Origin of the sequence: Pseudomonas palmensis, assembly GCF_049942755.1 — a bacterium.
Lineage (GTDB): Bacteria > Pseudomonadota > Gammaproteobacteria > Pseudomonadales > Pseudomonadaceae > Aquipseudomonas > Aquipseudomonas palmensis.
The window spans coordinates 5,305,716-5,329,078 of the sequence record NZ_CP187958.1 but is presented as its reverse complement, the minus strand read 5'-3'; the positions used below and the strand labels follow the sequence as shown (position 1 = coordinate 5,329,078).

Here is a 23,363-nt window from a genome sequence, read left to right as displayed (position 1 = left end):
CTCATCGGGTCTGGTCGGGGTTCCATTGGTTGTAGCTGTGCCCGCGCAGGAACTGCCACAGGCCCACGCTCATGCCGGCCAGGGTCACCAGCACGAAGGCGGCCAGGCGAAACGGCTTGGGCAGGCGGTGGCCCTTGTCCAGCAGGCCGACCACGGCGATGGCATAACCCAGCAGCTGGGCGGCCAGGGTCAGGCGATAGAAACCGTGGCCGTCAAGCAGCCACAGGTTGGCCAGCAGCAGGGGCACCAGCAGCACGGGGGCCAGGCGGCGTACCAGCTTGTGGCTGATCAGGGCGATGGAGTAGAGCCCGTGGCGCAGCGGGTTGAGCAGTTCGCGCCGGGCCGCCAGGCTGATCAGCCCGCCGACGGTGACGCGCTGGCGGCGGCTGAACTGGCGCTCGGCCTCGTCCACGCCGTAGTCCAGCACCCTGGCCTGGTCGACGTAGACCACGCGCTTGTGTGCCACCGGGGCGCAGGTATTGATGAAGAAGTCGTCGTTGACCCGGTCCGGGATCGGCTGGTACAGCTCGCGGCGCAGGGCCTGCAGCGCACCGTCGGCCGATACCGTGCAGCCGGTGCGGCTTTCTACCCGGCGCAGCCAGGCTTCGTAGTGGCGGTACAGGCTCTCGCCCAGGCTCAGGCCCTTGCCCGCCACCGGGATGGTCATGTTGCCCACGGTGCCGCCCACCTCGGGGTCGGCAAAGGGCGCGAGCAGTGCGGCGAAGGTGCCCTCCACCCAGTGCACGTCGGCATCGGTGAACACCAGGATGTCGCCGCTGCAGTGCTCGACGGCGGCATTGAGTACGCGGTTCTTGCCCATCCGTGGCAGGTCCAGCACCAGGATACGCGGGTCGTCGAAGGTGCGCGCCAGGTCCACGGTCTGGTCACTGGAGCCGTCGCTGGCCACCACGATCTGCAGGCTGGCGAGCGGACAGTCCTGCTCCAGCAGGTTGCGCAGCTTGTTCTCGATGTTGCGCGCCTCGTTGTGCGCCGCAACCACCACGCTGACCCGTTGCGGCGGCAGCGGCGGCGGGGTGTGCCGCGGGAACAACGGCCCCACCAGTGTGAGCAGCAGCGGGTAGCCCAGCCAGGCATAGAAAGGCAACAGCAGGCAAAGCCAGAAAATGAACTCAGCCACGTGCGGGCCTCCTTGCGTTCCAGTTGAACAGGCTGAGCACGAAGGCCGCTCCAGCCAGGTGCAGGCGAACCCAGTGCAGGCCCCACAGTTGCAGGGTGAACACCGGGTCGCGGTGTTTGAGGCTCTGGCGCAGGCTCAGCGCCAGCGCCGGCAGGCTGGTGAAGAACAGCAGCAGCATTGCCAGATGCGGAAAGCCGTCGAGCAGCGCGGACAATGCCAGCGCATCGAGCACCCAGGCCCCGAGGGACAGCAACGGGAAGCGCAGCAGGCGCAGGCTCGCGCCATTGCTGCGCAGCAGTTGCAGATTGCTGCCCTGGCGCCACAGCTCCTTGCCCAGCCATTCGCTCCAGCTGCCCTCGTAGCCCCAGTGCAGCACCACCGGTGCGCGCAGGGCCAACAGGCGGGCACCGGCCTGGCCCAGGCGCCAGGTGAAGTCCTTGTCTTCGCCGGTGCGCAGGGTTTCGTTGAAACCGCCCACCCGGTCGAACCAGTCGCGGCGCATCAGCAGGTTGGGGGTGGGCAGCCATTGCATGCTGTGCAGCGCCGGCCGGCCGGCGCGCAGTGTGCGTCGCTGCCAGGCGCGGGCGAACCAGGGCGCCTGGCGCGGGGTGTCGCAGTCCAGCGCGAATACATCGCCACGGCCCTGGGCGTGCAGGTCCAGCAGCAGGCTCAGCCACTGCTCCGGCACCTCGATGTCGGCATCCAGAAACGCCACCCATTCCCCGGAACTGGCCTGCACGCCCCGGTTGCGCAAGGCGCCGATGGTCAGCCCCGGCAGGTCGAGCACCTTGGCGCTGAGGTTACGGGCAATCTGCGGGCCATCGTCGGAGGAGCCGTTGTCCACCACGATCAGCTCGCAGTCCAGGCCGGCAAGGTCGGCGGCCCGACGCGCCGAGTGGAGGGTGCGGGCAATATGGCGTGCCTCGTTGAACATCGGCATCACGATACTGATCTTCATCCGGCCACCTGCACGGGGCGCGCCTGTTCGGCCTTGAGGCGCAGCACGCTGGAAAGCGCCAGCAGAATCCACAGGTACTTGTGGTTCGGCGCACTGAGGAACATCAGGAACAGGCCGATGGCAAGCATGCTGGTGGACAGGTGCGTGAGCATGTCGGCCTGCCCCTGATCACCCTTTTGCAGCCACAGGCGCCGTGCATGCCAGAGGTTGTACAGGGCCAGCATGACCATGCCGACGAATGCCAGGCCCGCCGGTACGCCGACTTCGCTGAAGATTTCCAGGTAGGTGTTGTGGGCACGGCGGTACAGGTCGCCGACCTTGCGGTTGGCCGAGAACGCCTTGGCGTAGCCGGTGGTGGCGTATTCCAGCGGGAAGGTGCCGGGGCCGGTGCCCAGCAGCGGATGTTCGCGGATCATCTTGCTGCCCACCACGATGTAGGACGAACGCCGGCCCAGGGAGTCGTCCTTGTAGGCATTGACCCCGGACTTGAGCAAGGCCAGCGACTGGATACGCTCGATGTAGCTGGCCGGCATCACCGCGACCGCCACAGGCAGCACGATGGCCAGGCCGAGCATGGCGAAGCCCAGGTGGCGCGGGCGCAGGTGCGTGAGTTTTTCGCGGTAGTGCACTAGGCCGATCACCAGGCTGATGGCCAGCACCACCAGCCCGGAGCGTGAGTTGGTCTTGGTCATGCCGGCCAGCAACAGCACCACGCAGGCCAGCCAGAACAGCCGCTGCAGGCGGTTGGGGCTGCTGAACACCAGCCACAGGGCCATGGGCACCGCGATGGCGATGAGCATGGCGAACACGTTGGGGTCTTCGAGCAGGCCCGAGGCGCGGCCTTCGTCCTGGTACTTGGCCGAGAACATCGCCATGGCACAGGTGACGCCCACGCTCAGGGTCACCAGGCGGTACATCATCGGCAGGTTGAGTTCGCGCCCGATCAGCAGGGTGAGCACGAACAGCACCAGGCCCACCGCCAGTTCGCGAAAGTGCCCCATGGACATCTCGCTGCTTTCACTGGCCAGAAAGCTCAGCAGGTACAGCGCCATAAAGGCCAGCAGCAGGCGCCACATGGAGCTGCGCAGGCGTTCGCCCGGCAGCTGCCCCACGGCCAGTTGCAGCAGCAGCACCATGGCCAGCGCGGCGCCGATGAATTTCGAGGCGGTCAGCTCGCTGTCCTTGAACAGGCCCTCAAGCGGCACCAGGGTGATGATGGCCAGCAGGCCCCACGCCGGGCGGCGGTACAGCACCAGCACGCCGGCCAGGCCGATCACCGCGCCGGGGGCCAGGAACGGGTAGGGGCTAGCCAGCAGTACCACGCTGACGATCGCCAGCAGGCCGATCAGGGACAGGGGAATGATCATGCGCAGGTCTCCTTGGCCGCACCTGCCGTGCCGCGATAGACCTGGGCCCAGCGTTGCGCCAGCGTCGGCAGGTGATAACGTTCACGTTGGGTGCGTCGTGCCTGGGCGATCAGCTCGCCGGCCTGGGCCGGGTCGAGCATCAGCGCTTCGAGCTGGGCGGCCAGTTCGTCCACCGCCAGGGGCGGTGCCAGCAGCCCGCTGCGCCCGTGCTCGATCACGTCGGGGATGCCGCCGACACCAAAGGCCACCACCGGCACGCCATCCTGCATGGCTTCAAGCAGGATCATCGGGGTGCCTTCGGTGCGCGAGCTGATCACCAGCGCATCCAGGCGCGCCATCCATTGGCGCATGTCTTCCTGAAAGCCTGGCAGGCGGATGCGCTCGTGCAGCCCGGCGGCATCGACGCGGGCCTGCAGGGCTTCGCGTTCCGGGCCGTCGCCGAGCATCACCGCGTCCAGGTGCGGGTGGCGCTGGCACAGCGGGATCAGCGTATCGAGGAACAGGTCAGGGCCCTTTTCGCTGCTCAGTCGCCCCACGTAGCCGGCCAGCCAGCGTTCGTGGCCGTGGGCATGGGCGGGCAGGGCGCCAGCATCCGGCAGGCCGTTGGGGATGACATCGAGCTTGCGCTGCGACACGCCGGCACGCAGGTGGATCCGGCGGATGCTCTCGGCCACGCACACCACCTTGCCGATGGTGGCGGTGCGGCACAGTTGCAGGCTCAGCCAGGTGTACAGCCGCTGCTTGCGGCTGCTGGGGGTGAAGCCGTGCTGGGTGGCGACCATCGGCAGGCGCCACAGGGTGGCGCCCACCCAGCCGAACAGCATGCCCTTGAAGTTGTGGCTGTTGATCAGCGGCTGCCGGCTGCGGTACTGGTCCAGCGCCCGCAGCACCTCGCCCAGCCCGTTGCAGGTGCGACAGTCCACGCCGGCGGCGGCAAACCGCGCCACCAGCGTCTGCGGCGCGCCCAGAAACAGCACCACGTGCTGTCCCGGGGTGGCCTGGCAGTGGTCCAGCAACATCCGTTCGGCGCCATAGAAGCCGCCACTGCCCAGCAGGTGGATGATCGGCCGCTGCGGGCTCATGGCTGCGTTCAATTGCGCACCCAGTGCACAAGCCGTGGCAGCGACCAGCCCTTGTGCGGGTTGTGCGTTTCCGGGGTCTGGTCGTTGATCACCAGCAGTACCGGCAAGCCCAGCTGCTGGGTGATCTGCGCCGGGTGCTTGAAGCGATGGTCGAAGAACTCGCGCACGTACACCAGGGCGATGCCCAGCAGCAGGCCGGTGAGCATGCCGAACGGAATGATCAGCATCGGTTTGGGAAAGGCCGGCTCGGCGGGCTCATAGGGCGCACTGAGAATCCGTGCGTTGGACACGTCACCCGACAGCAGGCGCTCGCCACGGGCTTCCTCGTAGCGCTGGGTGTAGGTGAAGAACGCCTTGTGCAGGGCATCGATCTCGGTATCCAGCTGACGCGCCTTGCTCTGGGTTTCCTGCAACTGGTGCACGCGGCTCTTGTAGTCGGCGATGCGCTGGGTTTTCTGCGCGATCACGTTCTGCACCACGGCCAGGTCCTTCTCGCGCTCCTGGATACGGTTGGCGACGATCTTGAGAAACTGCTGGCGGGTCTTGGCGATCTGCTCGCGCTGCAGCAGCATCTGCTCGCTGCCGGGCTGGAACACTGCCAGGTCGCTGACGTAGGTCAGTACCTGGGTGGTCAGCTGCTCGCCCAGTTGCTTGATCTCGCGGTCCTCGAAGGCCACGTTGTCGACGGTCTGGGTGAAGGTGAAGGGGAAGGCGAAGTCGCGCATGTTGGCGTTGCTGGCCGCAGCCAGGCTGGTCTTGAGGTATTCCAGCCACTGCTGGCTCTGCAGCAGGCGATCGCGGTACTGGTTGAGTGCCTGTTCCTCGGTGTTGATGGCATTGAGGCGGAAGGTGATCTCTTCCTTGGGGTCGGACGAGCCGATGCCTTCGAGCATGCCCAGGCGCTTGCTTTCCAGGTCATCCATGCGCACCTGGTACTGCATCTTCTTCTGCTCGTAGAACTCCTGCGGCAGTTCGTTGGACTGCAGGTTCTGGCGGTTGCGCAGGTAGTTGTCGAGCAGACGGCTGACGAACAGCGTACCGACCTTGGGGTCGGGGAAGCTGTAGGTGATCGATACCACGTTGGAGCCGGGCAGGGTCTCGATCTTCAGGTCCTTGATCGCGTCGTCGGTCAGGGTGTCGAGCTGGGTATCGCGTACCGGGTCGACCTCCAGCCCGAACAGGCTGCGCACCGGGTTGACCACATACTCGCGCAGCGGGTTGACGATCAGGCTGCGGATCGGCCCGAACACCAGGCGCTGCAGCAGGCCGGGGGGCACGTCATACAGGCCCTCGTCGCGCAGCTGGGTGATGGTCTGGCGGATCAGCGTGGGTGAACGCAGGATGTTGCTCTCGGTCTCCATGTCGGCCAGCGAAGGCGGAATGAACTTGTCGGTCTCCTGGGCCAGGGCGGTGTTGGTATCGCTCTGGGAGAGCTTTTTCGACTGCACGATCACTTCGGCCGTGATGTCGAAGCTCTGCTTGAGCACCAGCGGCAGCAACAGGGCAATCACTGCGAACACCAGGAATACCCGCTTCACCAACTGACGGTTGGCGAAGAGGATCCTGAAGAATTCATGCAGGTAGTTTTCTTTGGTAGTCATGCGCGTGCACCTGCCTGGGTTTAGTTATCGCTGTCTTTGTTGTCGACGCGGTAGGAGAAGCTGAAGCCCACCCCCTGGAACAGCACCACGTCGGCCAGTTGCCGGGCCAGTTCGCCGGCGCTGGCCAGCTTGGTCTTGGGCACGTAGAGCATGTCGTCGGGCTGCAGGTAGGCCACCTGCGCGGCGCTGGCGTCCAGGGCCTTGTCGACGTTGTAGGGCACGGCCTGCACCTGGTTGCCGTTGCGCCGCATGATCACCACCGAGTCGAGCCGGGCCTTGAGGCTGGGCCCGCGGGCCAGGGTCAGGGCTTCGAGCACCGATACCGGGCGCCGGATCGGATAGGCGCCGGGCTGGGCCACCTCACCGAGCACATAGATCTCGTTGACCGCAGTGGACTTGAGCATCACGTCCACCGTCATGCGCCCGGGCAGGTCGGCGTAGCGCTTGTTGAGGAAGGTCTGCAGTTGGGTGACGGTCATGCCCTGCAGCGGCACCGCGCCCACCTCCGGAAAGCTGGCCTGGCCGTCGGTGCCCACGGTGATCTCGCGGCTCATGCCGGTGGCGGGGTGGTTGAGTGCGCTCTTGAGGTTCTGTTCGTTGGTCAGCGGGCTGATTACCTGCACGGTCATCTGGTCGCGGTTGGGCTGGAACAGGCGCTTGTTGCGGTAGGCCTGCTGGATGGCCTGGCGCGCTTCGTCCGGGGTCATCCCGGCGACGTTCACCGAGGTGTTGGCCCGCGGCAGTTCGATGGTGCCATCGGGCAGCACCAGCTGGTTGCCGTTGAGCGAGCTGGCCGCAAGGAAGCCCAGGCCGACGGTGTCACCGGGCTGGATGCGATAGGCCTGCGAGCCGCTGGTGCTGATATGGAAGATCACATCGAGCACGTCCCCCGGGCGCAGCGCCTGCTCGCCGCGTGGCAGCTCGGTGTCCTGGGCGTTGGCCGCGTTGGCAGTCATGATCTGCACCGGCATCTGGCGTGGCTCCTGGCTGGTGCAGGCTGCCAGAGGCAGCAGCGCCAGCAGGGCGAACAGTTTCACATTCATAGCGTCATCCTTAGCCTGGCTGCTCAGAGATTGTTGTAAAGCCATTTGGGCATGTAGTAGCGGCGTCGGTTGAACACGCTGCCGATCAGCTTGGCGCCGGCCTGGGTCAGGCGCTGGGCGGCGGCCTGGGCGACCTCCCAGCGGGTGTCCTCGGCGGTGACCACCAGGATCACGCCATCGACCAGGGTGCCGATCACCAGGCTGTCGACGCTGGAGTACACCGCCTCGCCGTCGATGACCACGAAGCGGTAGTGCGCGCTGAGCTGGCTCAGCAGGGCACGCAGGCGGTCCGGGTTGAGGCGTTCGTTGCCACGCCGGTACTGGCCGCACGGCAACATGTCGAAAGGCTGGTCTGATACCCGCACCAGGCAGTCCTGCAGCACGGGCGGGGTGTCCTGCTCGAACAGCAGGTCGCGAAAGCCGGGCAGCTTCTGCAGGCCCATCTGCTGGGTCAGGCTGTTGCTGGTAGGGCTGCTGTCCACCAGCAGTACCGGTCCGCCGCTCATCAGCGTCAGCTGCTTGGCGAAGGCCAGCGCACTGGTGCTGGTACCGCTGCCGGTATTGGCCGCGGTCAGCAGCAGCACGCGCTGCTCCTGGTCCAGCACGGTGGACGTCAGGTTGGTTTCGCTGGGGGTGGCGATGGTCAGACTTCTCGAAGTAGAACCGTCCATTCAACTTGCTCCGTGGCCGCTGAAGACTTTGAAGGGGGTCTTGAGCAGGATCTTCAGGTCCAGGCTCAAGCTCTGTTCGGCGATGTAACTCAGGTCAAGCTCGACCCGCTGGTCGAAGTCGATGTTGCTGCGCCCCGAGATCTGCCACAGGCCGGTCATGCCGGGGTAGATGCTCAGGCGCGCCAGGTGGCTGTCCTTGTAGCGATAGGCGTTGAAGGAGGTGGGGCGAGGGCCCACCAGGCGCATTTCGCCGCGGATCACGTTGAACAGGTTGGGCAGCTCGTCCAGGCTGCTGCGCCGCAGGAAGCTGCCGATGCGGGTTACGCGCGGGTCCTTGTCGATCTTGAAGTCGATGGCGTCGGCGCCGTGCTTGTTCAGGTGGCGCACCGACTCCTTGAGGTCCTCGGCGTTGGCGACCATGGTGCGGAACTTGTACATGCCGAAGCTGCGCCCGCGGTAGCCGGTGCGCTGCTGCACGAAGAACACCGGGCCGGGGCTGCTCAGCTTGACCAGCACGGCCAGCACCAGCAGCAGCGGTGAAATCAACAGCACGATCATCAGCGCACCGATGAACGACAGTACGCGGTTGGTGCGCGACAGCGTCCACGGCCGCCCGCCGGCGCGCCCGGTCATCCAGCCACGGCCCTGCATGTGAATCGCCGCATCGATGCGCATGCGGTGATTGGGGTCCATGCGTTTGTCCTGGCGCAGGGCCTGGGTTTCAGCACTTTTCTGTTGGCCTGTCATACCACCCTCCGTTGATGCTCGGGCGCGGCAACCGGCGTTTGCCCGATGGACCGCACAGCGTCGTCGGGCGTGTGCGCGTAATAATCGACGAACCAGGCGACGAAGCGGCGCAGCCCTTCGTCCAGCGAGATGCACGGGGTGAAGCCGGTGGCCTGGGCCAGGGCACTGGCATCGGCGCAGGTGTCCAGCACGTCACCTGGCTGCAGGGGCAGCAACTCGACCTGGGCGGTGCGCTGCAGGTGTTTTTCCAGCAGCGCCACGTAGTCGGTCAGGGCCACCGGCCGTTGCCCGCCGATGTTGTAGATGCGCCAGGGCGCGTGGCTGCTGGCCGGGTCGCTGGCCAGGCGGTCCCAGGCCGGGTCGCTGACCGGGGCCAGCGGGATCAGGCGCACCAGGCTTTCGACGATGTCGTCGATGTAGGTGAAGTCGCGCTGGTGCTGGCCGTAGTTGAACAGCTTGAGCGGGTGGCCCTGGCTGATGGCCTGGGCGAACTGGATGGGCGACATGTCCGGGCGCCCCCAGGGGCCGTACACGGTGAAAAAGCGCAGCCCGGTGGTGGGGATGGCGAACAGGTGGCTGTAGCTGTGGGCCATCAGTTCGTTGGCCTTCTTGCTCGCGGCGTACAGCGACAGCGGATGGTCCACTGCGTCCTGCACGGCATAGGGTGTGCGCTGGTTGCTGCCGTACACCGAGCTGGAGGAGGCATACAGCAGGTGCTGCACCGGATGGCGGCGGCAGGCCTCGAGCATGTTGAGGAAACCCACCAGGTTGCTGTCCACGTAGGCGCGCGGGTTGTCCAGCGAATAGCGCACCCCGGCCTGGGCGGCCAGGTGGATCACCACCTCGGGGGCGAACTCGGCGAACAGCGCCTCGATGCCTGGGCCGTCGGCCAGGTCCAGGCGGCGCAGGTCGAAATCGCCGGCCTGGGCCTGGACCCAGCGCACGCGGTCTTGCTTGAGCGCGGGGTCGTAGTAGTCGTTGAAATTATCCAGGCCCACGACCTGATGGCCGTCGCGCAACAGGCGCAGTGTGCAGTGTGCGCCGACGAAGCCGGCCGCACCGGTGACCAGTATTCTCATGGCGCCGATACCTGCGGTTGTACCTGGCGCAGGCCGATGCCGCTGTAGGTCAGGCCGAAGGTTGCCACCTGTTCGGGGCTGTAGAGGTTGCGTCCGTCGATGATCAGGCGTTCGCGCAGCTTTTGCGCCAGCAGGTTGAAATCCACCACGCGGAAGGTCTTCCACTCGGTGCAGATCACCAGCGCATCGGCATCTTCCAGGGTGTCGTCACGGGTGGCGCACAGTTGCAGGTCGTCGCGGTAGCCATACAGGCGCCGGCATTCGGCCATGGCTTCGGGGTCGAAGGCGCGCACCGTGGCGCCCTCGGCCCACAGCGCCTCCATCAGGTAGCGGCTGGGGGCTTCGCGCATGTCGTCGGTATTGGGTTTGAAGGCCAGGCCCCACAGGGCGATGGATTTGCCCTTCAGGCTGCCGGGGAAGCTGCGCTTGAGCTTGCTGAACAGGATCTGGCGCTGGCTGTCGTTGATTTCGCTCACGCTCTGCAGCAGGCGCAGCGGCATGCCGCTGTGTTCGGCGGTATGCAGCAGCGCGCGCAGGTCCTTGGGGAAGCACGACCCGCCAAAGCCACAGCCCGGGTAGATGAAGTGGTAGCCGATGCGTGGGTCCGAGCCGATGCCCTTGCGCACCGATTCGATGTCGGCACCGAGGAACTCGCTGAGGTTGGCCAGTTCGTTCATGAAGCTGATGCGCGTGGCGAGCATGGCGTTGGCCGCGTACTTGGTCAGCTCGGCGCTGCGGTTGTCCATGAACATGAGCTTTTCATGATTGCGGCAGAACGGCGCGTACAGCTCGGACAACTGCTGCTGGGCCTGGTCATCGGCGGTACCGACGATGATCCGATCCGGGCGCATGCAGTCGGCCAGGGCGCTGCCTTCCTTGAGAAACTCGGGGTTGGAGACCACCCGCACCTGCAGTTGATGCTTGCCCAGCCGGTCGAGCTCCTCGCGGGCGAGCGCGGCCACCTTGTCGGCGGTGCCCACCGGCACGGTGGACTTGATGATCAGGGTGCGGTGCGCCGCCATCAGGCCGGCGATCTGGCGGGTGACGCCCAGCACGTGGGAAAGGTCGGCCGAGCCGTCTTCGTCCGGTGGGGTGCCGACCGCGATGAAGATCAGTTCGGCGTGGGCGACGGCATCGCTGGCCTGGGTACTGAACGACAGCCGACCTTCCTTGATGTTTTCCTCGAGCATGCTCGACAGGCCAGGCTCATGTATAGGTGGAACACCTTGTCGCAACTGACTGATTTTATGGGCGTCTACATCGACACAGAGTACCCGGTGACCTACGTCAGCCAAGGCGGCAGCTTGCACAAGTCCGACATAACCGGTGCCAAATACGCTCACATCCATGCTGGCGTGCCTCGTATGGAGTAATGAAAGTGAAACAGCGGGTGTGAATTCGGTATAGACCAGCTGAGCCGGTTTGTGTCAAACCTATGGCATGTATCTGTAGAGTTACAGGTGGTAGGAGTTCCACTGTTTTGCCATCAACCCTTTTCCAATCCGTACCTTAGCGTCGAAATGGGCTGGCACTTGGCCGGTTGTCAATGCGATGAACGGTCGTAGCCCGCGTAAAACGTGGCTCGTGGAATGTGGGTTGTTTCGCGAATGCATCAGATTCCCGCTTCAAAAGCGTCATAATCGGCGCCCTACATTTCGTCATTTTTTTGACAAACTGTGGTTTGCGCTTTGTCGGCATCCTGCTACCGTGTGGGAAACCTCAGTGGGCTGGGGGAAACATTTCTGGCGGGGAAGTCATGCGCGTTTACATCAAGGGACTGTTGCTGCTGGTTTACCTTCTGAGTTTCCATGCGTGCTACCTCGAGCGTCTCGAGGCGATCGGGCTGGGGGTGGCACTGGTGTTGTATGCCGGTGTGTTCGTGCTGCTGGTGGCTGCTCTGTGGCTGTGCGCGAACATACGCCAGGGCCTGGTGCGCTGGCTGTTTGCAGTGGGGTTCTGTGCCAGCGCGGTGTTTTTCGACGCCTATACGCGCATAACCGCCGAATACCTCACCTACAGCGCCTTCGTTTCGATGGTGTATTCGGGTGGGTTCATCGGCGAGGCGCTTGAGCAGTACCACAGCGTGATCGTGGGGGTCGCGGCCAAGGGGCTGCTGTTGCTGCTGGGGCTGGGCCTGCGCCCGGACCCGGTGCAGCGGCTGCCCGGCACCCTGGCGTGGGCCGCACCGCTGCTGGGCCTGGCGCTGTTGACCGGCATCCTGTTCGTGCGTGCCGGCGAGGGCGCACGCGGCCTGCCGGTGATGTACACGCCGCTGGCCTACCTGAACCTGTTCCTCTACGAATCGCTGCACGACAGCGTGGGCCCGCGCCAGCCAGTGACGCTGGCGCGCAGCGGCCCGCCATTGGCGCGCGATATCGTGCTGATCATCGACGAGAGCGTTTCGGGCAACTACCTGGACCTCAATACCCCCAACGGGGTCACCAGCAACCTCACCCACCCCCAGCCGGGGGCCAGCATCTTCAACTACGGCTATGCCGCCTCCATCGCCAATTGCAGCGCCGACACCAACGTCACGCTGCGCTACGGCGGCACCCGCAGCGATTACCTGCGCATCAACTCGACCCTGCCGTCGATCTGGCAGTACGCCAAACAGGCCGGGCTTGGCACCGTCTACATCGACAGCCAGCGCACCGGCGGCAACCTGCAGAACCTGATGGATGCCACCGAAAAGCGCGACATCGACCAGTTCATCCAGTTCGATACCACCCCGGTGCGCGACCGCGACATGGCCGCACTGCAAAAGCTCGTGGAGCTGCTGGGCGACGGCAAGCCGCAACTGATCGTGATCAACAAGGTGGGGGTGCATTTTCCGGTGCACGACAAGTACCCGGATGCGTTCATGACCTACACGCCGGCGTTGCCGCGGGGCCACTATGCCGACATCGCCGATACCGGTCAGCGCGACGGGTTCAGTGGTACCCCGCAGGACTGGGTGCTGTACCGCAACTCGTACAAGAACAGCGTGCTGTGGAGCGTGGGCGAATTCTTCAAGCGCCTGTTTGCCCAGGCCGACCTGAGCCAGGCGGTGATCATCTACACCTCCGACCATGGCCAGGACCTGCATGAGCGCGGCAACCCGGGGCTCAACACCCACTGTGGCGAGAACCCGGTGGAGGAAGAGGGCCTGGTGCCGCTGGTGGTGATCCAGGGCCAGGGCCTGAAGACTTTGGACTGGCAGGCGCAACTGGCGACCAACAAGGACCGCTCCAGCCACTACAACATCTTCCCCACGCTGCTGCAGTTGCTGGGGTATGACGCTGCGGCGGTCGAGCCGATCTACGGACACGCGCTCAACGTGCCGACCAACGATCCGTTCAGTTTCAACTACCGCTTCAATGCACGCCTTGGTGCCAAGCCCGAGTTCAAGCATATCGACCTGGACGTGGTGGTCACACCGGGGCCGCAGGGCATGCCGGTGGGCACGGCCCAGTGAGCTGACCGGCCCGATGCCTCAGGAACCGGAGGCCGGGCACCCGGCCCGGGTGTCATCGGCCGCCTGGGCTATCAGCCCTGCAAGACGCGCCACGTTGCGTTGCTGGGCTGCTACCAGCTCGGCAATCCCGGTGCCCGCCGCACTGCGTACCAGGCTGTGGCAGCGCAGGGCGGGGCGGTTGGCATCGCCGCCCAGTGTACGCAGGCGCCAGCGCGCCTCCAGCAGGGCGTATTGCCCGGGTACCGAGTCGAAGCGCTGCACCTCCAGGCGCAGGCCCAGGGTGCGCGGTGCATTGCTGTTGAGCTGGCCACTCAAGGCGCTGCGCAGTTCATCCACCAGGCTGGCGCCCCACCATTCACTGTCGAGCACCGCCAGGCCGCTGTCGCCCTGACGCACGACAATCTGCTCGCGGTCGACCTGGGGCGGCACGCTGATGGACTCTATGCGTACGTCTACCGCACGGGTCGCCCCGGCCTGTAGCTGCGCAGGCACCAGGGTGTGGTAGTGCACCGGCTCGCTGCGACAGGCCGCCAGCAACAGCGCGATGCCAAGCAGCGAAGGTTTGAGCAGATAGGTCATGGGGCGGGCTCCAGTGCTCATTGGCGCGAGGAAGGTTGCAAGGCATCAGCAGGGGCATTGTCGGGCCGCCCGCGCAGCAGCGACTCGGGGTTGCGCTTGAGGTAGTCGGCCAGCTCGCGCATCGAGCGCGTCATGCGGCCCAGGTCGTCCAGGGTCTGCGACAGCTGCTCGCGCTGTGGCGAGTCGTCGGCCAGGGTCGCATTGGCACTCTTGAGCGTGGTGCTCATGTCCTGCAGCGTGCCCTCGATGCCGGGCAGGGTCTTGCCATTGAACTGCTTGAGCGCCTTGCGCAGCTCCACCAGGTTGGCGTCAAGGTTGCCGGCGATGCGTTCGATGGGCAGCTTGTTGATCTTCTCGACCATGGCCTGGAACTGCTCCTGCAGTTGCTCCAGGCTGCTGGGGATGGTCGGGATGGTGATGGGGCGCGCGCTCGGGTCGAAGGTCACCTTGGGCGCCTTGGGGTAGAAATCCAGGGCGATGTACAACTGCCCGGTCAACAGGTTGCCGCTGCGGGCCTGGGCGCGCAGGCCGTTGTCGATGAAGGTGCCCATCAGGCGGACGCCGGCCTGTTCATCGTCAGGGTTGTGATTGAGCACCTTGAGCATCTTGGTATGCGCCTGGCCCAGGCGTTGCGGGTAGATCACGATGCCCACATTCACCGGAAAAGTGCGGGTCTTGGCGTCGAAGTCGAGGTTGATGGCGACTACCCGGCCGAATTCCATGCCCAGGAACTCCACCGGTGCGCCCACCTTGAGCCCGCGCAGCGACTGGTCGAAGCGCAGCGCCAGGTACTGCGCCTTGCCCGCCGGCGGGGCGAGGGCGGCGGGGCGGTCGTCGAACAGCTCGAAGGTCTTGTCCTCGGCTGCCGGCTGGTCGTCGGGGCTGTAGTCCGGGGCCCTGAAGGCCACGCCGCCGACCATCAGCGACGACAGCGACTCGGTGCGCAGGGCAAAGCCGTTGGCACCCACCTCTACATCCACGCCGCTGGCGTTCCAGAACCGTGTGTTGTCGGTGACGAAGGCATCGTTGGGGGCGTGCACGAACACTTCGACATTGACCCCTTTGCCGTTGGCGTCCAGCGCGTACGACACCACCTGGCCGACCTGGATCTTGCGGTAGTACACCGGCGAGCCGACGCCCAGCGAGCCGAGGTCGGAGGCATGCAGGTTGAAGCGCTTGCCGGGTTCGCCGTAGGTGATTGGCGGTGGTGTCTCCAGGCCGGTGAAGGTCTTGGCGCGGGTGTCCGACTGCCCGGCATCGGCGCCGATGAAGTCACCGGAGAACAGCGTGTCGATACCCGTTACGCCGCCCGCACCGATGCGCGGGCGCACCACCCAGAACAGCGAGTCCTGGCGGGTGAAGTTCTCGGCCTGCTTGACCAGCTTGATGGTGGCGGTGACGCTCTTCTGGTCCTGGCTGAGCTCCACTTCGCTGACCTGGCCGATCACCACGTTGCGGTACTTCACTGCTGTCTTGTTGGCCTCCAGCCCCTGTCCGGTCTTGAAGGTGACCTGGATACTGGGGCCTTCCTGCAGCCAGTTGTGCACCACCAGCGAGATGCCCACCAGCACTGCCACGATCGGCACGATCCACACCAGCGACACGCTGAAGCGCCGGGTCTGCACCGCCGGGCGGGCCGGTTGTGCCGCGCTGTGGTTGCTGTCTTCACTCATGCGCGGGTTCCTTGCCGTTGGGCGGTTGCCAGATCAGGCGGGGGTCGAAGCTCATGGCCGCGAGCATGGTGAACACCACTACCATGCCGAAAAACAGAATGCCCAGGCGCGGCTCGATGTCGCCCAGGGCCTGGAACTTGACCAGCGCGGCAACCAGCGCCACCACGATCACATCGAGCATCGACCAGTAGCCGATCAGCTCGACGAAGCGGAACAGCTTCGAACGCTGGCGCTGGGCCCAGGTACTGCCGCGCTGCACCGTCACCAGCAGCAGGCCCAGGGCCACGAACTTGGTGGCCGGCACCGCGATGCTGGCGATGAAGATGATCAGTGCGATGTCCCATGAGCCATGGGACCAGAACTCGAGCACGCCACTCATGATGGTGCTGTCGTCGCCGGCACCGAACAGCTTGGTGTTCATCACCGGCAGCAGGTTGGCCGGAATGTAGAACACCAGGGCGGCGATCAGGTACGCCCAGGTTCGGGTCAGCGACTCGGGCTTGCGCTCATGCAGCGGCGCTGCGCAGCGAGGGCACTGGGTGGGGTGGTCGCGGTTGTCGCAGGCCAGCCCGCAGGCATGGCACAGCACCAGGCCCAGCTCGCTGGCCAGCGGCGGCGCGTTCAAGACAGGTACACCCACAGGTCGCGGATATCGCGCCCGGCCAGGCGGATCATCAGCAGGCTCAGGGCGGCCAGGGCGATCAACCCCAGGCCTGGCAGCACATCGAGCAGCCCGGCCAGCTTGAACACCGCCACCATCGACCCCAGCAGGCACACCTCCAGCATGCTCCACGGGCGCAGGGTTTCCAGCCAGCGCATGCACAGGCTGAAGGCCGGCGAGCGGCGTCGGCCCAGGGCATGCACCAGCACCCACAGCAGCAGCAACAGCTGGAACATCGGCGCGATGATGATCGCGATGGCGGCCACCAGGGCGATGAAGGTGATCGGCCCGGTGGCCAGGGCGCGCACCGAGTCCCATAACGTGGCGCTGTTGTGCAGGCCTTGCAGGCTGATGCTCATCACCGGGTAGAAGTTGGCGAACATCCACAGGATCGCTGCAGTGAGGCTCAGCGCCAGGCGCTGCTGTACATCCAGGCCGTTATGGCGCTGCAGCACGGCGCCGCAACGCAGGCATAGCGCTTTCTGGTGTTTGGCGAGCTCGACCCGTTCATACACGCAGTCGCAGTGTTCGCAGATGATCAACCGATCGGTGCTGGCCACGCTTGGCACTCGCAACAGGGACTAGCTCAATATAGAAGCGCATGGCAATTGAGCAAATCGGCGCCGTTGGGCCATGGTCTATGCTTGACCCTTTGACCCCTTCCAACGCCGCTTTGCAGGAGGCCTGCGCATGCCTACGCGTCGCCGTTTTCTCGCCACCAGTGCTGCCCTGGCCGCTGGCCTGGGGCTGCTGCTGAGCCGCCCGCACGCCCTGGCGCAGCCCCACACGGCGCTGCTCGAGCGCAAGGTGCCGTCCACCGGCGAGGCCTTGCCGGTGATCGGCGCCGGCACCTCGGGCAGTTTCGAGGTGACGGCGGGTTCCCCCGAGTACCAGCAGCTCAAAGCGGTGCTGCAGGTGTTCTTCGACGGTGGCGGCCGGGTCATCGATACCTCGCCCAACTATGGCGGCGCCGACGCGATACTGGGCCAGTTGCTGGAGGAGGGCGGTTGGCGCGAGCGCACCTTCCTGGCCACCAAGATCGCCGCCGACAGCCAGGCTGCGGCGCAGGCGCAATGGGCCCAGACGCTGCGCAGCCTGCGCACCGACAAGGTCGATCTGCTGCAGGTGCACAACCTGCGCGACTGGCAGCGCCAACTGCCCTACGCCCGTGAACTCAAGGCCCAGGGCAAGACCCGTTACGTGGGCGTTACCCATTACACCGATGGCGGGCTGGACGAACTGGAGCGCATCCTGCGCCGCGAGCCGCTGGACTTCATCCAGATCCACTATTCGGTGAATGCACCTGGCGCCGCGCGCACGGTGCTGCCGCTGGCACAGGACAAGGGCGTGGCGGTACTGATCAACCGCGCCTTCGACGACGGCAGGCTGTTTGCCAGGGTCAAGGGCCAGCCGTTGCCGGGCTGGGCCGGCGAAGCCGGCATTGGCAGCTGGGCGCAGCTGTTTCTCAAATTTGCCCTCAGTCACCCGGCAGTGACGACCGTGATCCCGGCCACCAGCCGCCCGGACCGTCAACGCGACCAGCTCAAGGCCGGCAGTGGCGCGTTGCTCGACACGGCCCGGCAGCAGGCGCTGATCAAGATGTTCGGCTGATGCGCCTGCTGGGCCGGCTGTTCACCTTTCACGACGACGAAACCCCGGCGGTGGTGGGCGGCCTTGCGCTGTTCTTCCTGCTGTTCGCCGGCTATTTCATGCTGCGCCCGGTACGCGAGACCATGGGGGTGGCCGGCGGCGTCGACAACCTGCAATGGCTGTTCACCGGCACCTTCATCGTCACCTTGCTGGCATTGCCGCTGTTCGGCTGGGTGGTGGCGCGGGCCCGGCGGCGCAGGATCCTGCCCTGGACCTACGGCTTTCTGGCAAGCAACCTGCTGGCCTTCGCCCTGGTGTTCGCGGTGCAGCCCGACAACCTGTGGGTGGCCCGGGCGTTCTACATCTGGCTGTCGGTGTTCAACCTGCTGAGCATCTCGCTGGCCTGGAGCGTACTGGCCGACCTGTTCAGCAACGAGCAGGCCAAGCGCCTGTTCGGGTTGCTCGCAGCCGGTGCGAGCCTGGGCGGGCTGGTGGGGCCGATACTGGGTACCCTGCTGGTGGGCGTGGTCGGGCATGCCGGGCTGGTGTTGCTGGCCACGCTGTTTCTGCTGGGCAGCATCGGCGCGGCAACCTACCTGCAGCGCTGGCGCGACCGTGCGCCCTTGCCGGCGGAGGCCGAACACCCGCGCTCCCGGCCGCTGGGCGGCAACCCGTTCGCCGGGGCCGGCGAGGTGCTGCGCTCGCCCTACCTGTTGATGCTGGCGCTGTTCGTGGTGCTGCTGGCCAGCATCAGCACCTTCCTGTACTTCGAGCAGGCGCGGCTGGTGGCACAGACCTTTACCGACCGCACCCGCCAGACCCAGGTGTTCGGCCTGATCGACACCGTGGTGCAGGCGCTGGCGATCCTCACCCAGTTGTTTTTCACAGGGCGGATCGCGCGGCGCATGGGGGTGGGCGTGTTGCTGGTGGCGGTGCCGCTGGTGATGGTGGCCGGCTTCCTGTGGCTGGCCCTGGCCCCGGTGTTTGCGGTGTTCGTGGTAGTGATGGTGGTGCGCCGTGCGGGGGAGTATGCGCTGGTACGGCCGGGGCGCGAGATGCTGTACACCGTGTTGCCGGCCGAGCAGAAGTACCGCGCCAAGAACTTCATCGACACGGTGGTCTATCGCGGTGGCGATGCGCTCAGTGGCTGGGTCAAGCGCGGGCTGGATGTGCTGGGTGAGCACCCGCAACTGGCGATGCTGATCGGGGCGGGGATTGCGCTGGGGTGGGCGGCTACCGGGGGCTGGCTGGGTAGACGGCAGCGGCGATTGGAGCAACGCAATTGAACGGTGTTGGCTTGCTTCGCCGGCAAGGCCGGCTCCTACAGGGGGTTGCGCCGTTCACAGAACCCCGTAGCAGCCGGCCTTGCCGTGCAGTCAGTCGAGCACTGCCACCGGTTCCGGGTTGCGGCTCACCCACCAGCCAAACCCGGCGGCGGTAAAGAACATGATCAGGCTGTACAGCGCCGCCGGAATGGCCATGGTCGAGTTGTTGAGCAGGGTCGGGCTCAGCGCCAGTGCAATCGCCAGCGTACCGTTGTGGATGCCGATCTCCATGCCGATGGCGATGGCCTGGCGCTTCGGAATCTTCAGTATCCGCGGCACATAGTAGCCCAGCCCCAGACTCACCAGGTTGAACAACAGCGCGGCTGCGCCTACCAGGGGCGCGTACTCGACCACGGTGGCCCAGTCTTTCATCAGCGCCAGCATCACCGTGCCGGCCAGGAACAGCGCCGCCACCAGCTTCATCGGTTTCTCCATGCGCGCCGCGAAGGCCGGGGTCAGGCGCCGCACCAGCATGCCCAGTGCCACCGGCACCAGCACGATGGCAAACACCTGCAGCACCTTGGCGAACTGCAGCGGGATGGCCTGGTCGGCGCTCATGAAGTAGCTCAGCGACAGGTTGACCAGCAGCGGCATGGTCAGGATCGCGATCAGCGAGTTCACCGCCGTCAGCGTGATGTTGAGCGCCACGTCACCGTGCGCCAGGTGGCTGAACAGGTTGGCGGTGGTGCCACCGGGCGAGGCCGCCAGCAACATCAGGCCGACCGCCAGGGCCGGTGCCAGGCCAAAACCGTTGGCAATCAGAAAGCAGATGAAGGGCAGCAGCAGGATCTGGCACACCAGGCCGATGACCACCGGCTTGGGGTATTTCACCACCCGGGCGAAGTCGGCCAGGGTCAGCGAAAGCCCCAGGCCGAACATGATGATGCCCAGCGCAACGGGCAGGAAGGCGGTCAGCAATGGCGAAGCGGTCATGGCAGCAACTCGCAGAAAAGAGGTGTCGGCATTCTAGGCCACCAGATCGCCATGTGCTGCTGGGGAGGCCCCGTAGATACAAGTCTTTACGAAAAGGTGCGCAGCGTGCACCGGGCAGGTTGCGCGCACCGTTATGGGGCAAATGCATGCACCGCTCGGGTCGCCCGCCGCGCTCGAGGGGCGTGGCAGAGCGATTCCCGGGCGTTGGGCACAGCCCTTGCTAAAGTCTGTTGAAAGGCCCGGGTACTGGAAGACAGCAGCCAATTAGAAGAAGCCGTTACGAACACGGCGAGGAGTGGGGTATGTCCGGAGCTTTTTTTGACGAAATGTATGCCGCAGGGGGCCAGTGTCGCCCGCATTACCGCGAGTTTGCCCGCTGGCTAGCGGACACGCCGCTGGAACTGCTGGCGCAACGCCGCCGCGAAGCCGACCTGCTGTTCCACCGCGCAGGCATCACCTTCACGCTCTACGGTGACGAGCAGGGCACCGAACGCCTGATCCCGTTCGACATCATTCCGCGCAGCATCAAGGCCAGCGAATGGCAGGTCATCGAGCGTGGCTGCATCCAGCGGGTGCAGGCACTGAACATGTTCCTGGCCGATATCTACCATGAGCAGCGCATCCTCAAGGCCGGCATCATCCCGGCCGAGCAGGTGCTGGCCAACGAGGGCTACCAGGTGGCCATGCGTGGCCTGGGGCTGCACCGGGGCCTCTATGCGCATATCGCGGGGGTGGACCTGGTGCGCGATGGCGACGGCAGCTACTACGTGCTCGAGGACAACCTGCGCACCCCCAGCGGCGTGAGCTACATGCTCGAAGACCGCAAGATGATGATGCGCCTGTTCCCCGAGCTGTTCGCCGCCCAGCGCATCGCGCCCATCGACCATTACCCCAACCTGCTGCTCGACACGCTCAGGAGCGCCAGCCCGCTGGACAACCCCACGGTGGTGGTGCTGACCCCGGGGCGCTTCAACAGTGCGTACTTCGAGCATGCGTTCCTGGCCCGCGAAATGGGGGTGGAACTGGTGGAAGGCGCCGACCTGTTCGTGCGTGACGACCGCGTGTTCATGCGCACCACCTGCGGCCCCCAGCCGGTGGACGTGATCTACCGCCGGCTGGATGACGCCTTCCTCGACCCGTTGACCTTCAACCCTGAGTCGATGCTCGGGGTGCCCGGCCTGATTGCCGCCTACCGCCTGGGCAACGTGGTGCTGGCCAATGCGGTCGGCACCGGGGTGGCGGACGACAAGTCGATCTACCCCTACGTGGGCGAGATGATCCGCTTCTACCTGGACGAAGCGCCGATCCTGAAGAACGTGCCCACCTGGCAGTGCCGCAAGCCGGCCGAGCTGTCCCATGTGCTGGCCAACCTGGAGCACCTGGTGGTCAAGGAAACCCAGGGCTCCGGGGGCTACGGCATGCTGGTGGGGCCGGCGTCGACGGCAGCGCAGATCGAAGCATTCCGCCTGCGCCTCAAGGCCCGGCCGCAGGACTACATCGCCCAGCCCACCTTGTGCCTGTCCACCTGCCCGACCTTTGTCGAAAGCGGCATTGCCCCGCGCCATATCGACCTGCGCCCGTTCGTGCTGTCGGGCAGCCAGACCCGCCTGGTGCCCGGCGGCCTCACGCGGGTGGCGCTGCGCGAAGGCTCGCTGGTGGTCAACTCGTCGCAGGGCGGCGGTACCAAGGACACCTGGGTGGTGGAGGACTGAACCATGCTTTCAAGAACCGCTGCAGACCTCTACTGGATGTCGCGTTACCTGGAGCGCGCGGAAAACCTCGCGCGCATGCTCGAAGTGAGCTATTCGCTGTCGCTGATGCCCCAGGCCGGGCGCAGCGACGGCCACGCGGAGCTGGCCATGTCGCTGCTGGCGGCCGGCACGCTGGAAGACTACAAGGCCCGCCACGGCGCGCTCGACACCGAGCACATGCTGCACTTCTTTGCCCTGGACGAGGCCAACCCCGGCAGCATCTACTGCTGTTTGCGTGCGGCGCGCAGCAATGCCCACGCCGTGCGCGGGCGCATCACCGCCGACATGTGGGAGAACATCAATGCCACCTGGCTGGAGATGCGCGCCATTGCCGGCAACGGCCTGGGCCGCTACGGCATCAGCCAGTTCTGCGAATGGGTGCGGGAGCGTTCGCACCTGTTTCGCGGGGCCACCTCGGGCACCATCATGCGCAACGAGGCCTATGGCTTCATTCGCCTGGGCACCTTCATCGAACGTGCCGACAACACCTTGCGCCTGCTGGATGCGCGCTACGAGATGTTTGGCGAGGAGTCGGAGGAGGTCAGCGACAAGTCGGCCCGTGGCTACTACCAGTGGAGCGCCTTGCTGCGCGCCCTGTCGTCGTTCGAGGCTTTCAACGAGATCTACCGCAACGCACCGAACGCCGAGCAGGTTTCGGAAATGCTGCTGTTGCGCGCCGAGGTGCCGCGCTCGCTGCATGCCTGCATCCAGGAGCTGGACCTTGAACTGTCCAACCTGCCCGGCATCAACGGCCGCCCGGCGCAGCGCCTGGCCGCCGGCCTCAACGCTCGCCTGCGCTATACCGGCATCGACGAGATCCTCGATGCAGGCCTGCACGCCTGGCTGATCGAGTTCATCGATCAGGTACGCGACCTGGGCCAGGCCATTCACGACGCCTACCTGGAGGTGGTATGAAACTGTCCATTCGCCACGACACCACCTACAGCTATGCCAACGAGGTGTGCACCAGCATCCAGTTCCTGCGCCTCACGCCCCAGGACAGCGAGCGCCAGCGGGTCATCGACTGGCAGGTGGACATGCCGCGCAAGGCGCGCAGCCAGCTCGACCCCTATGGCAACGTGCTGCATGTACTGACCCTGGACGAGCCCCACGGTGAGATCGTGCTGTGCGCCCACGGCCAGGTGGAAATCGACCCCACCCGCGAGGTGGAGCCGGACCTGCAGTCGCCGCTGCCGTTTCTGCGCAGCAGCCCGCTGACCGCCGCCGACGAGGCGCTGCTGGCGTTTGCCGCGCAGCATTGCGGCGAGCGGCGCGACAGGGCGGCGCTGATCGAGCTGATGAATGCGCTGGCCGAGCACATGACCTACAGCCCCGGCGCCACCGAGGTGGGCACTACCGCGGCCGAGTCGTTCGCCAGGCAGGCGGGGGTTTGCCAGGACCATACCCATGCGTTTCTGGCCTGTGTGCGCAGCCTGGGTATCCCGGCGCGCTATGTGTCGGGCTACCTGTGCACCGAGGACGCCACGCACCTGGCCAGCCATGCCTGGGCCGAAGCCTGGCTGGGGGAGGGCTGGTACAGTTTCGATATCACCAATCGGCTGGCCAGGCCCGAGCGCCACCTGAAGCTGGCGGTGGGGCTGGATTACCTGGATGCGTGCCCGGTGCGCGGAATGCGCCGGGGCGGGGGGGTGGAGCACATGCTGGCCAAGGTGCAGGTGGAACTGATGGTGCAGGTGCAGTAGCCAGGCGA

The 23,363-nt window shown here is 65.8% G+C and carries 21 protein-coding genes; 6 read left to right on the top strand and 15 right to left on the bottom strand.

Features of this window, described 5'->3' with window-relative positions; all coding sequences use genetic code 11:
- Position 1: 1 nt before the first annotated feature.
- Genes ACPRTJ_RS24580 through ACPRTJ_RS24535 form a run of 10 tightly spaced genes read right to left on the bottom strand, consistent with a single transcriptional unit; the run spans position 2 to position 11,035 of the window.
- A complete protein-coding gene (locus ACPRTJ_RS24580) occupies positions 2-1,138 on the bottom strand; it encodes a glycosyltransferase (RefSeq protein WP_350488991.1) in 1,137 nt (378 codons plus the stop codon).
- The gene (locus ACPRTJ_RS24575) at positions 1,131-2,096 is read right to left on the bottom strand and encodes a glycosyltransferase (RefSeq protein ID WP_043860602.1); all 966 of its coding nucleotides are present in this window, start codon (positions 2,094-2,096) and stop codon (positions 1,131-1,133) included. Before ACPRTJ_RS24575 ends, ACPRTJ_RS24580 begins: the two co-directional genes overlap by 8 nt.
- Positions 2,093-3,463, bottom strand: coding sequence for an O-antigen ligase family protein (locus tag ACPRTJ_RS24570; RefSeq protein WP_054914458.1), 1,371 nt, complete (start codon positions 3,461-3,463; stop codon positions 2,093-2,095). Before ACPRTJ_RS24570 ends, ACPRTJ_RS24575 begins: the two co-directional genes overlap by 4 nt.
- The gene (locus tag ACPRTJ_RS24565) at positions 3,460-4,545 is read right to left on the bottom strand and encodes a glycosyltransferase family 4 protein (RefSeq protein ID WP_196932195.1); all 1,086 of its coding nucleotides are present in this window, start codon (positions 4,543-4,545) and stop codon (positions 3,460-3,462) included. The genes ACPRTJ_RS24570 and ACPRTJ_RS24565 overlap by 4 nt, the downstream gene beginning before the upstream one ends.
- Positions 4,546-4,553: 8 nt before the next feature.
- Positions 4,554-6,146, bottom strand: a complete 1,593-nt coding sequence (locus tag ACPRTJ_RS24560; protein ID WP_043860605.1) for a GumC family protein — start codon at positions 6,144-6,146, stop codon at positions 4,554-4,556.
- Between the two features lie 20 nt (positions 6,147-6,166).
- On the bottom strand, positions 6,167-7,189 hold the full coding sequence (locus tag ACPRTJ_RS24555) for a polysaccharide biosynthesis/export family protein (RefSeq protein WP_043860606.1): 1,023 nt from the start codon (positions 7,187-7,189) through the stop codon (positions 6,167-6,169).
- A gap of 23 nt (positions 7,190-7,212) precedes the next feature.
- Complete coding sequence (locus tag ACPRTJ_RS24550; protein ID WP_043860607.1) at positions 7,213-7,860, bottom strand: CpsD/CapB family tyrosine-protein kinase; 648 nt, start codon at positions 7,858-7,860, stop codon at positions 7,213-7,215.
- The gene (locus tag ACPRTJ_RS24545; RefSeq protein ID WP_043860608.1) at positions 7,861-8,607 is read right to left on the bottom strand and encodes a sugar transferase; all 747 of its coding nucleotides are present in this window, start codon (positions 8,605-8,607) and stop codon (positions 7,861-7,863) included. It lies immediately after the preceding gene.
- The gene (locus ACPRTJ_RS24540; RefSeq protein ID WP_043860609.1) at positions 8,604-9,686 is read right to left on the bottom strand and encodes an NAD-dependent epimerase; all 1,083 of its coding nucleotides are present in this window, start codon (positions 9,684-9,686) and stop codon (positions 8,604-8,606) included. Before ACPRTJ_RS24540 ends, ACPRTJ_RS24545 begins: the two co-directional genes overlap by 4 nt.
- Positions 9,683-11,035: a UDP-glucose dehydrogenase family protein gene (locus ACPRTJ_RS24535; RefSeq protein ID WP_426427444.1), complete on the bottom strand. Its 1,353-nt coding sequence runs from the start codon at positions 11,033-11,035 to the stop codon at positions 9,683-9,685. The genes ACPRTJ_RS24540 and ACPRTJ_RS24535 overlap by 4 nt, the downstream gene beginning before the upstream one ends.
- Positions 11,036-11,442: 407 nt before the next feature.
- Here ACPRTJ_RS24535 and ACPRTJ_RS24530 point away from each other — a divergent pair, with 407 nt between their 5' ends.
- Complete coding sequence (locus ACPRTJ_RS24530; protein ID WP_426427442.1) at positions 11,443-13,140, top strand: sulfatase-like hydrolase/transferase; 1,698 nt, start codon at positions 11,443-11,445, stop codon at positions 13,138-13,140.
- Between the two features lie 18 nt (positions 13,141-13,158).
- Here the strand turns inward: ACPRTJ_RS24530 and ACPRTJ_RS24525 are convergent, their stop codons facing one another.
- From ACPRTJ_RS24525 to ACPRTJ_RS24510, 4 genes are read right to left on the bottom strand one after another with little or no spacing between them, the layout of a single operon-like run.
- Complete coding sequence (locus ACPRTJ_RS24525) at positions 13,159-13,719, bottom strand: PqiC family protein (protein WP_043860612.1); 561 nt, start codon at positions 13,717-13,719, stop codon at positions 13,159-13,161.
- 17 nt (positions 13,720-13,736) lie between these two features.
- Positions 13,737-15,392: an intermembrane transport protein PqiB gene (locus ACPRTJ_RS24520; RefSeq protein WP_100632732.1), complete on the bottom strand. Its 1,656-nt coding sequence runs from the start codon at positions 15,390-15,392 to the stop codon at positions 13,737-13,739.
- On the bottom strand, positions 15,385-16,017 hold the full coding sequence (locus tag ACPRTJ_RS24515; protein WP_058540221.1) for a paraquat-inducible protein A: 633 nt from the start codon (positions 16,015-16,017) through the stop codon (positions 15,385-15,387). The genes ACPRTJ_RS24520 and ACPRTJ_RS24515 overlap by 8 nt, the downstream gene beginning before the upstream one ends.
- Positions 16,014-16,613 carry a paraquat-inducible protein A gene (locus tag ACPRTJ_RS24510; protein WP_043860615.1) on the bottom strand — a complete coding sequence of 200 codons (600 nt, stop codon included), beginning with the start codon at positions 16,611-16,613 and terminating at the stop codon, positions 16,014-16,016. The genes ACPRTJ_RS24515 and ACPRTJ_RS24510 overlap by 4 nt, the downstream gene beginning before the upstream one ends.
- A gap of 130 nt (positions 16,614-16,743) precedes the next feature.
- Between ACPRTJ_RS24510 and ACPRTJ_RS24505 the strand changes: the two genes are divergently transcribed.
- Both ACPRTJ_RS24505 and ACPRTJ_RS24500 read left to right on the top strand, forming a co-directional pair.
- A complete protein-coding gene (locus ACPRTJ_RS24505) occupies positions 16,744-17,664 on the top strand; it encodes an aldo/keto reductase (protein WP_196932198.1) in 921 nt (306 codons plus the stop codon).
- Complete coding sequence (locus tag ACPRTJ_RS24500) at positions 17,664-18,929, top strand: NTP/NDP exchange transporter (RefSeq protein WP_054914466.1); 1,266 nt, start codon at positions 17,664-17,666, stop codon at positions 18,927-18,929. Before ACPRTJ_RS24505 ends, ACPRTJ_RS24500 begins: the two co-directional genes overlap by 1 nt.
- A gap of 90 nt (positions 18,930-19,019) precedes the next feature.
- On the opposite strand, the gene ACPRTJ_RS24495 is transcribed toward ACPRTJ_RS24500, so the two are convergent.
- Positions 19,020-19,901 carry a bile acid:sodium symporter family protein gene (locus ACPRTJ_RS24495; protein ID WP_054914467.1) on the bottom strand — a complete coding sequence of 294 codons (882 nt, stop codon included), beginning with the start codon at positions 19,899-19,901 and terminating at the stop codon, positions 19,020-19,022.
- Positions 19,902-20,203: 302 nt separating this feature from the next.
- On the opposite strand from ACPRTJ_RS24495, the gene ACPRTJ_RS24490 reads away from it, so the two are divergent.
- Genes ACPRTJ_RS24490 through ACPRTJ_RS24480 form a run of 3 tightly spaced genes read left to right on the top strand, consistent with a single transcriptional unit; the run spans position 20,204 to position 23,355 of the window.
- The gene (locus ACPRTJ_RS24490) at positions 20,204-21,613 is read left to right on the top strand and encodes a circularly permuted type 2 ATP-grasp protein (RefSeq protein ID WP_043861213.1); all 1,410 of its coding nucleotides are present in this window, start codon (positions 20,204-20,206) and stop codon (positions 21,611-21,613) included.
- A 3-nt stretch (positions 21,614-21,616) separates the two neighbouring features.
- Entirely contained in the window at positions 21,617-22,567 is a 951-nt protein-coding gene (locus tag ACPRTJ_RS24485; protein ID WP_043861214.1) for an alpha-E domain-containing protein, read from the top strand.
- Positions 22,564-23,355, top strand: a complete 792-nt coding sequence (locus tag ACPRTJ_RS24480) for a transglutaminase family protein (protein ID WP_426427436.1) — start codon at positions 22,564-22,566, stop codon at positions 23,353-23,355. Before ACPRTJ_RS24485 ends, ACPRTJ_RS24480 begins: the two co-directional genes overlap by 4 nt.
- The last annotated feature ends 8 nt before the right edge of the window (positions 23,356-23,363 follow it).

What these genes read in the sequence shown, in the direction of transcription:
- ACPRTJ_RS24525 (WP_043860612.1), bottom strand. Translation starts at nt 13,719, where the DNA reads ATGACCTATCTGCTCAAACCTTCGCTGCTTGGCATCGCGCTGTTGCTG.
- ACPRTJ_RS24565 (WP_196932195.1), bottom strand. Translation starts at nt 4,545, where the DNA reads ATGAGCCCGCAGCGGCCGATCATCCACCTGCTGGGCAGTGGCGGCTTC.
- ACPRTJ_RS24520 (WP_100632732.1), bottom strand. Translation starts at nt 15,392, where the DNA reads ATGAGTGAAGACAGCAACCACAGCGCGGCACAACCGGCCCGCCCGGCG.
- ACPRTJ_RS24480 (WP_426427436.1), top strand. Translation starts at nt 22,564, where the DNA reads ATGAAACTGTCCATTCGCCACGACACCACCTACAGCTATGCCAACGAG.
- ACPRTJ_RS24500 (WP_054914466.1), top strand. Translation starts at nt 17,664, where the DNA reads ATGCGCCTGCTGGGCCGGCTGTTCACCTTTCACGACGACGAAACCCCG.
- ACPRTJ_RS24530 (WP_426427442.1), top strand. Translation starts at nt 11,443, where the DNA reads ATGCGCGTTTACATCAAGGGACTGTTGCTGCTGGTTTACCTTCTGAGT.
- ACPRTJ_RS24550 (WP_043860607.1), bottom strand. Translation starts at nt 7,860, where the DNA reads ATGGACGGTTCTACTTCGAGAAGTCTGACCATCGCCACCCCCAGCGAA.
- ACPRTJ_RS24555 (WP_043860606.1), bottom strand. Translation starts at nt 7,189, where the DNA reads ATGAATGTGAAACTGTTCGCCCTGCTGGCGCTGCTGCCTCTGGCAGCC.
- ACPRTJ_RS24505 (WP_196932198.1), top strand. Translation starts at nt 16,744, where the DNA reads ATGCCTACGCGTCGCCGTTTTCTCGCCACCAGTGCTGCCCTGGCCGCT.
- ACPRTJ_RS24575 (WP_043860602.1), bottom strand. Translation starts at nt 2,096, where the DNA reads ATGAAGATCAGTATCGTGATGCCGATGTTCAACGAGGCACGCCATATT.
- ACPRTJ_RS24495 (WP_054914467.1), bottom strand. Translation starts at nt 19,901, where the DNA reads ATGACCGCTTCGCCATTGCTGACCGCCTTCCTGCCCGTTGCGCTGGGC.
- ACPRTJ_RS24570 (WP_054914458.1), bottom strand. Translation starts at nt 3,463, where the DNA reads ATGATCATTCCCCTGTCCCTGATCGGCCTGCTGGCGATCGTCAGCGTG.
- ACPRTJ_RS24545 (WP_043860608.1), bottom strand. Translation starts at nt 8,607, where the DNA reads ATGACAGGCCAACAGAAAAGTGCTGAAACCCAGGCCCTGCGCCAGGAC.
- ACPRTJ_RS24490 (WP_043861213.1), top strand. Translation starts at nt 20,204, where the DNA reads ATGTCCGGAGCTTTTTTTGACGAAATGTATGCCGCAGGGGGCCAGTGT.
- ACPRTJ_RS24560 (WP_043860605.1), bottom strand. Translation starts at nt 6,146, where the DNA reads ATGACTACCAAAGAAAACTACCTGCATGAATTCTTCAGGATCCTCTTC.
- ACPRTJ_RS24485 (WP_043861214.1), top strand. Translation starts at nt 21,617, where the DNA reads ATGCTTTCAAGAACCGCTGCAGACCTCTACTGGATGTCGCGTTACCTG.
- ACPRTJ_RS24540 (WP_043860609.1), bottom strand. Translation starts at nt 9,686, where the DNA reads ATGAGAATACTGGTCACCGGTGCGGCCGGCTTCGTCGGCGCACACTGC.
- ACPRTJ_RS24535 (WP_426427444.1), bottom strand. Translation starts at nt 11,035, where the DNA reads ATGGATGTGAGCGTATTTGGCACCGGTTATGTCGGACTTGTGCAAGCT.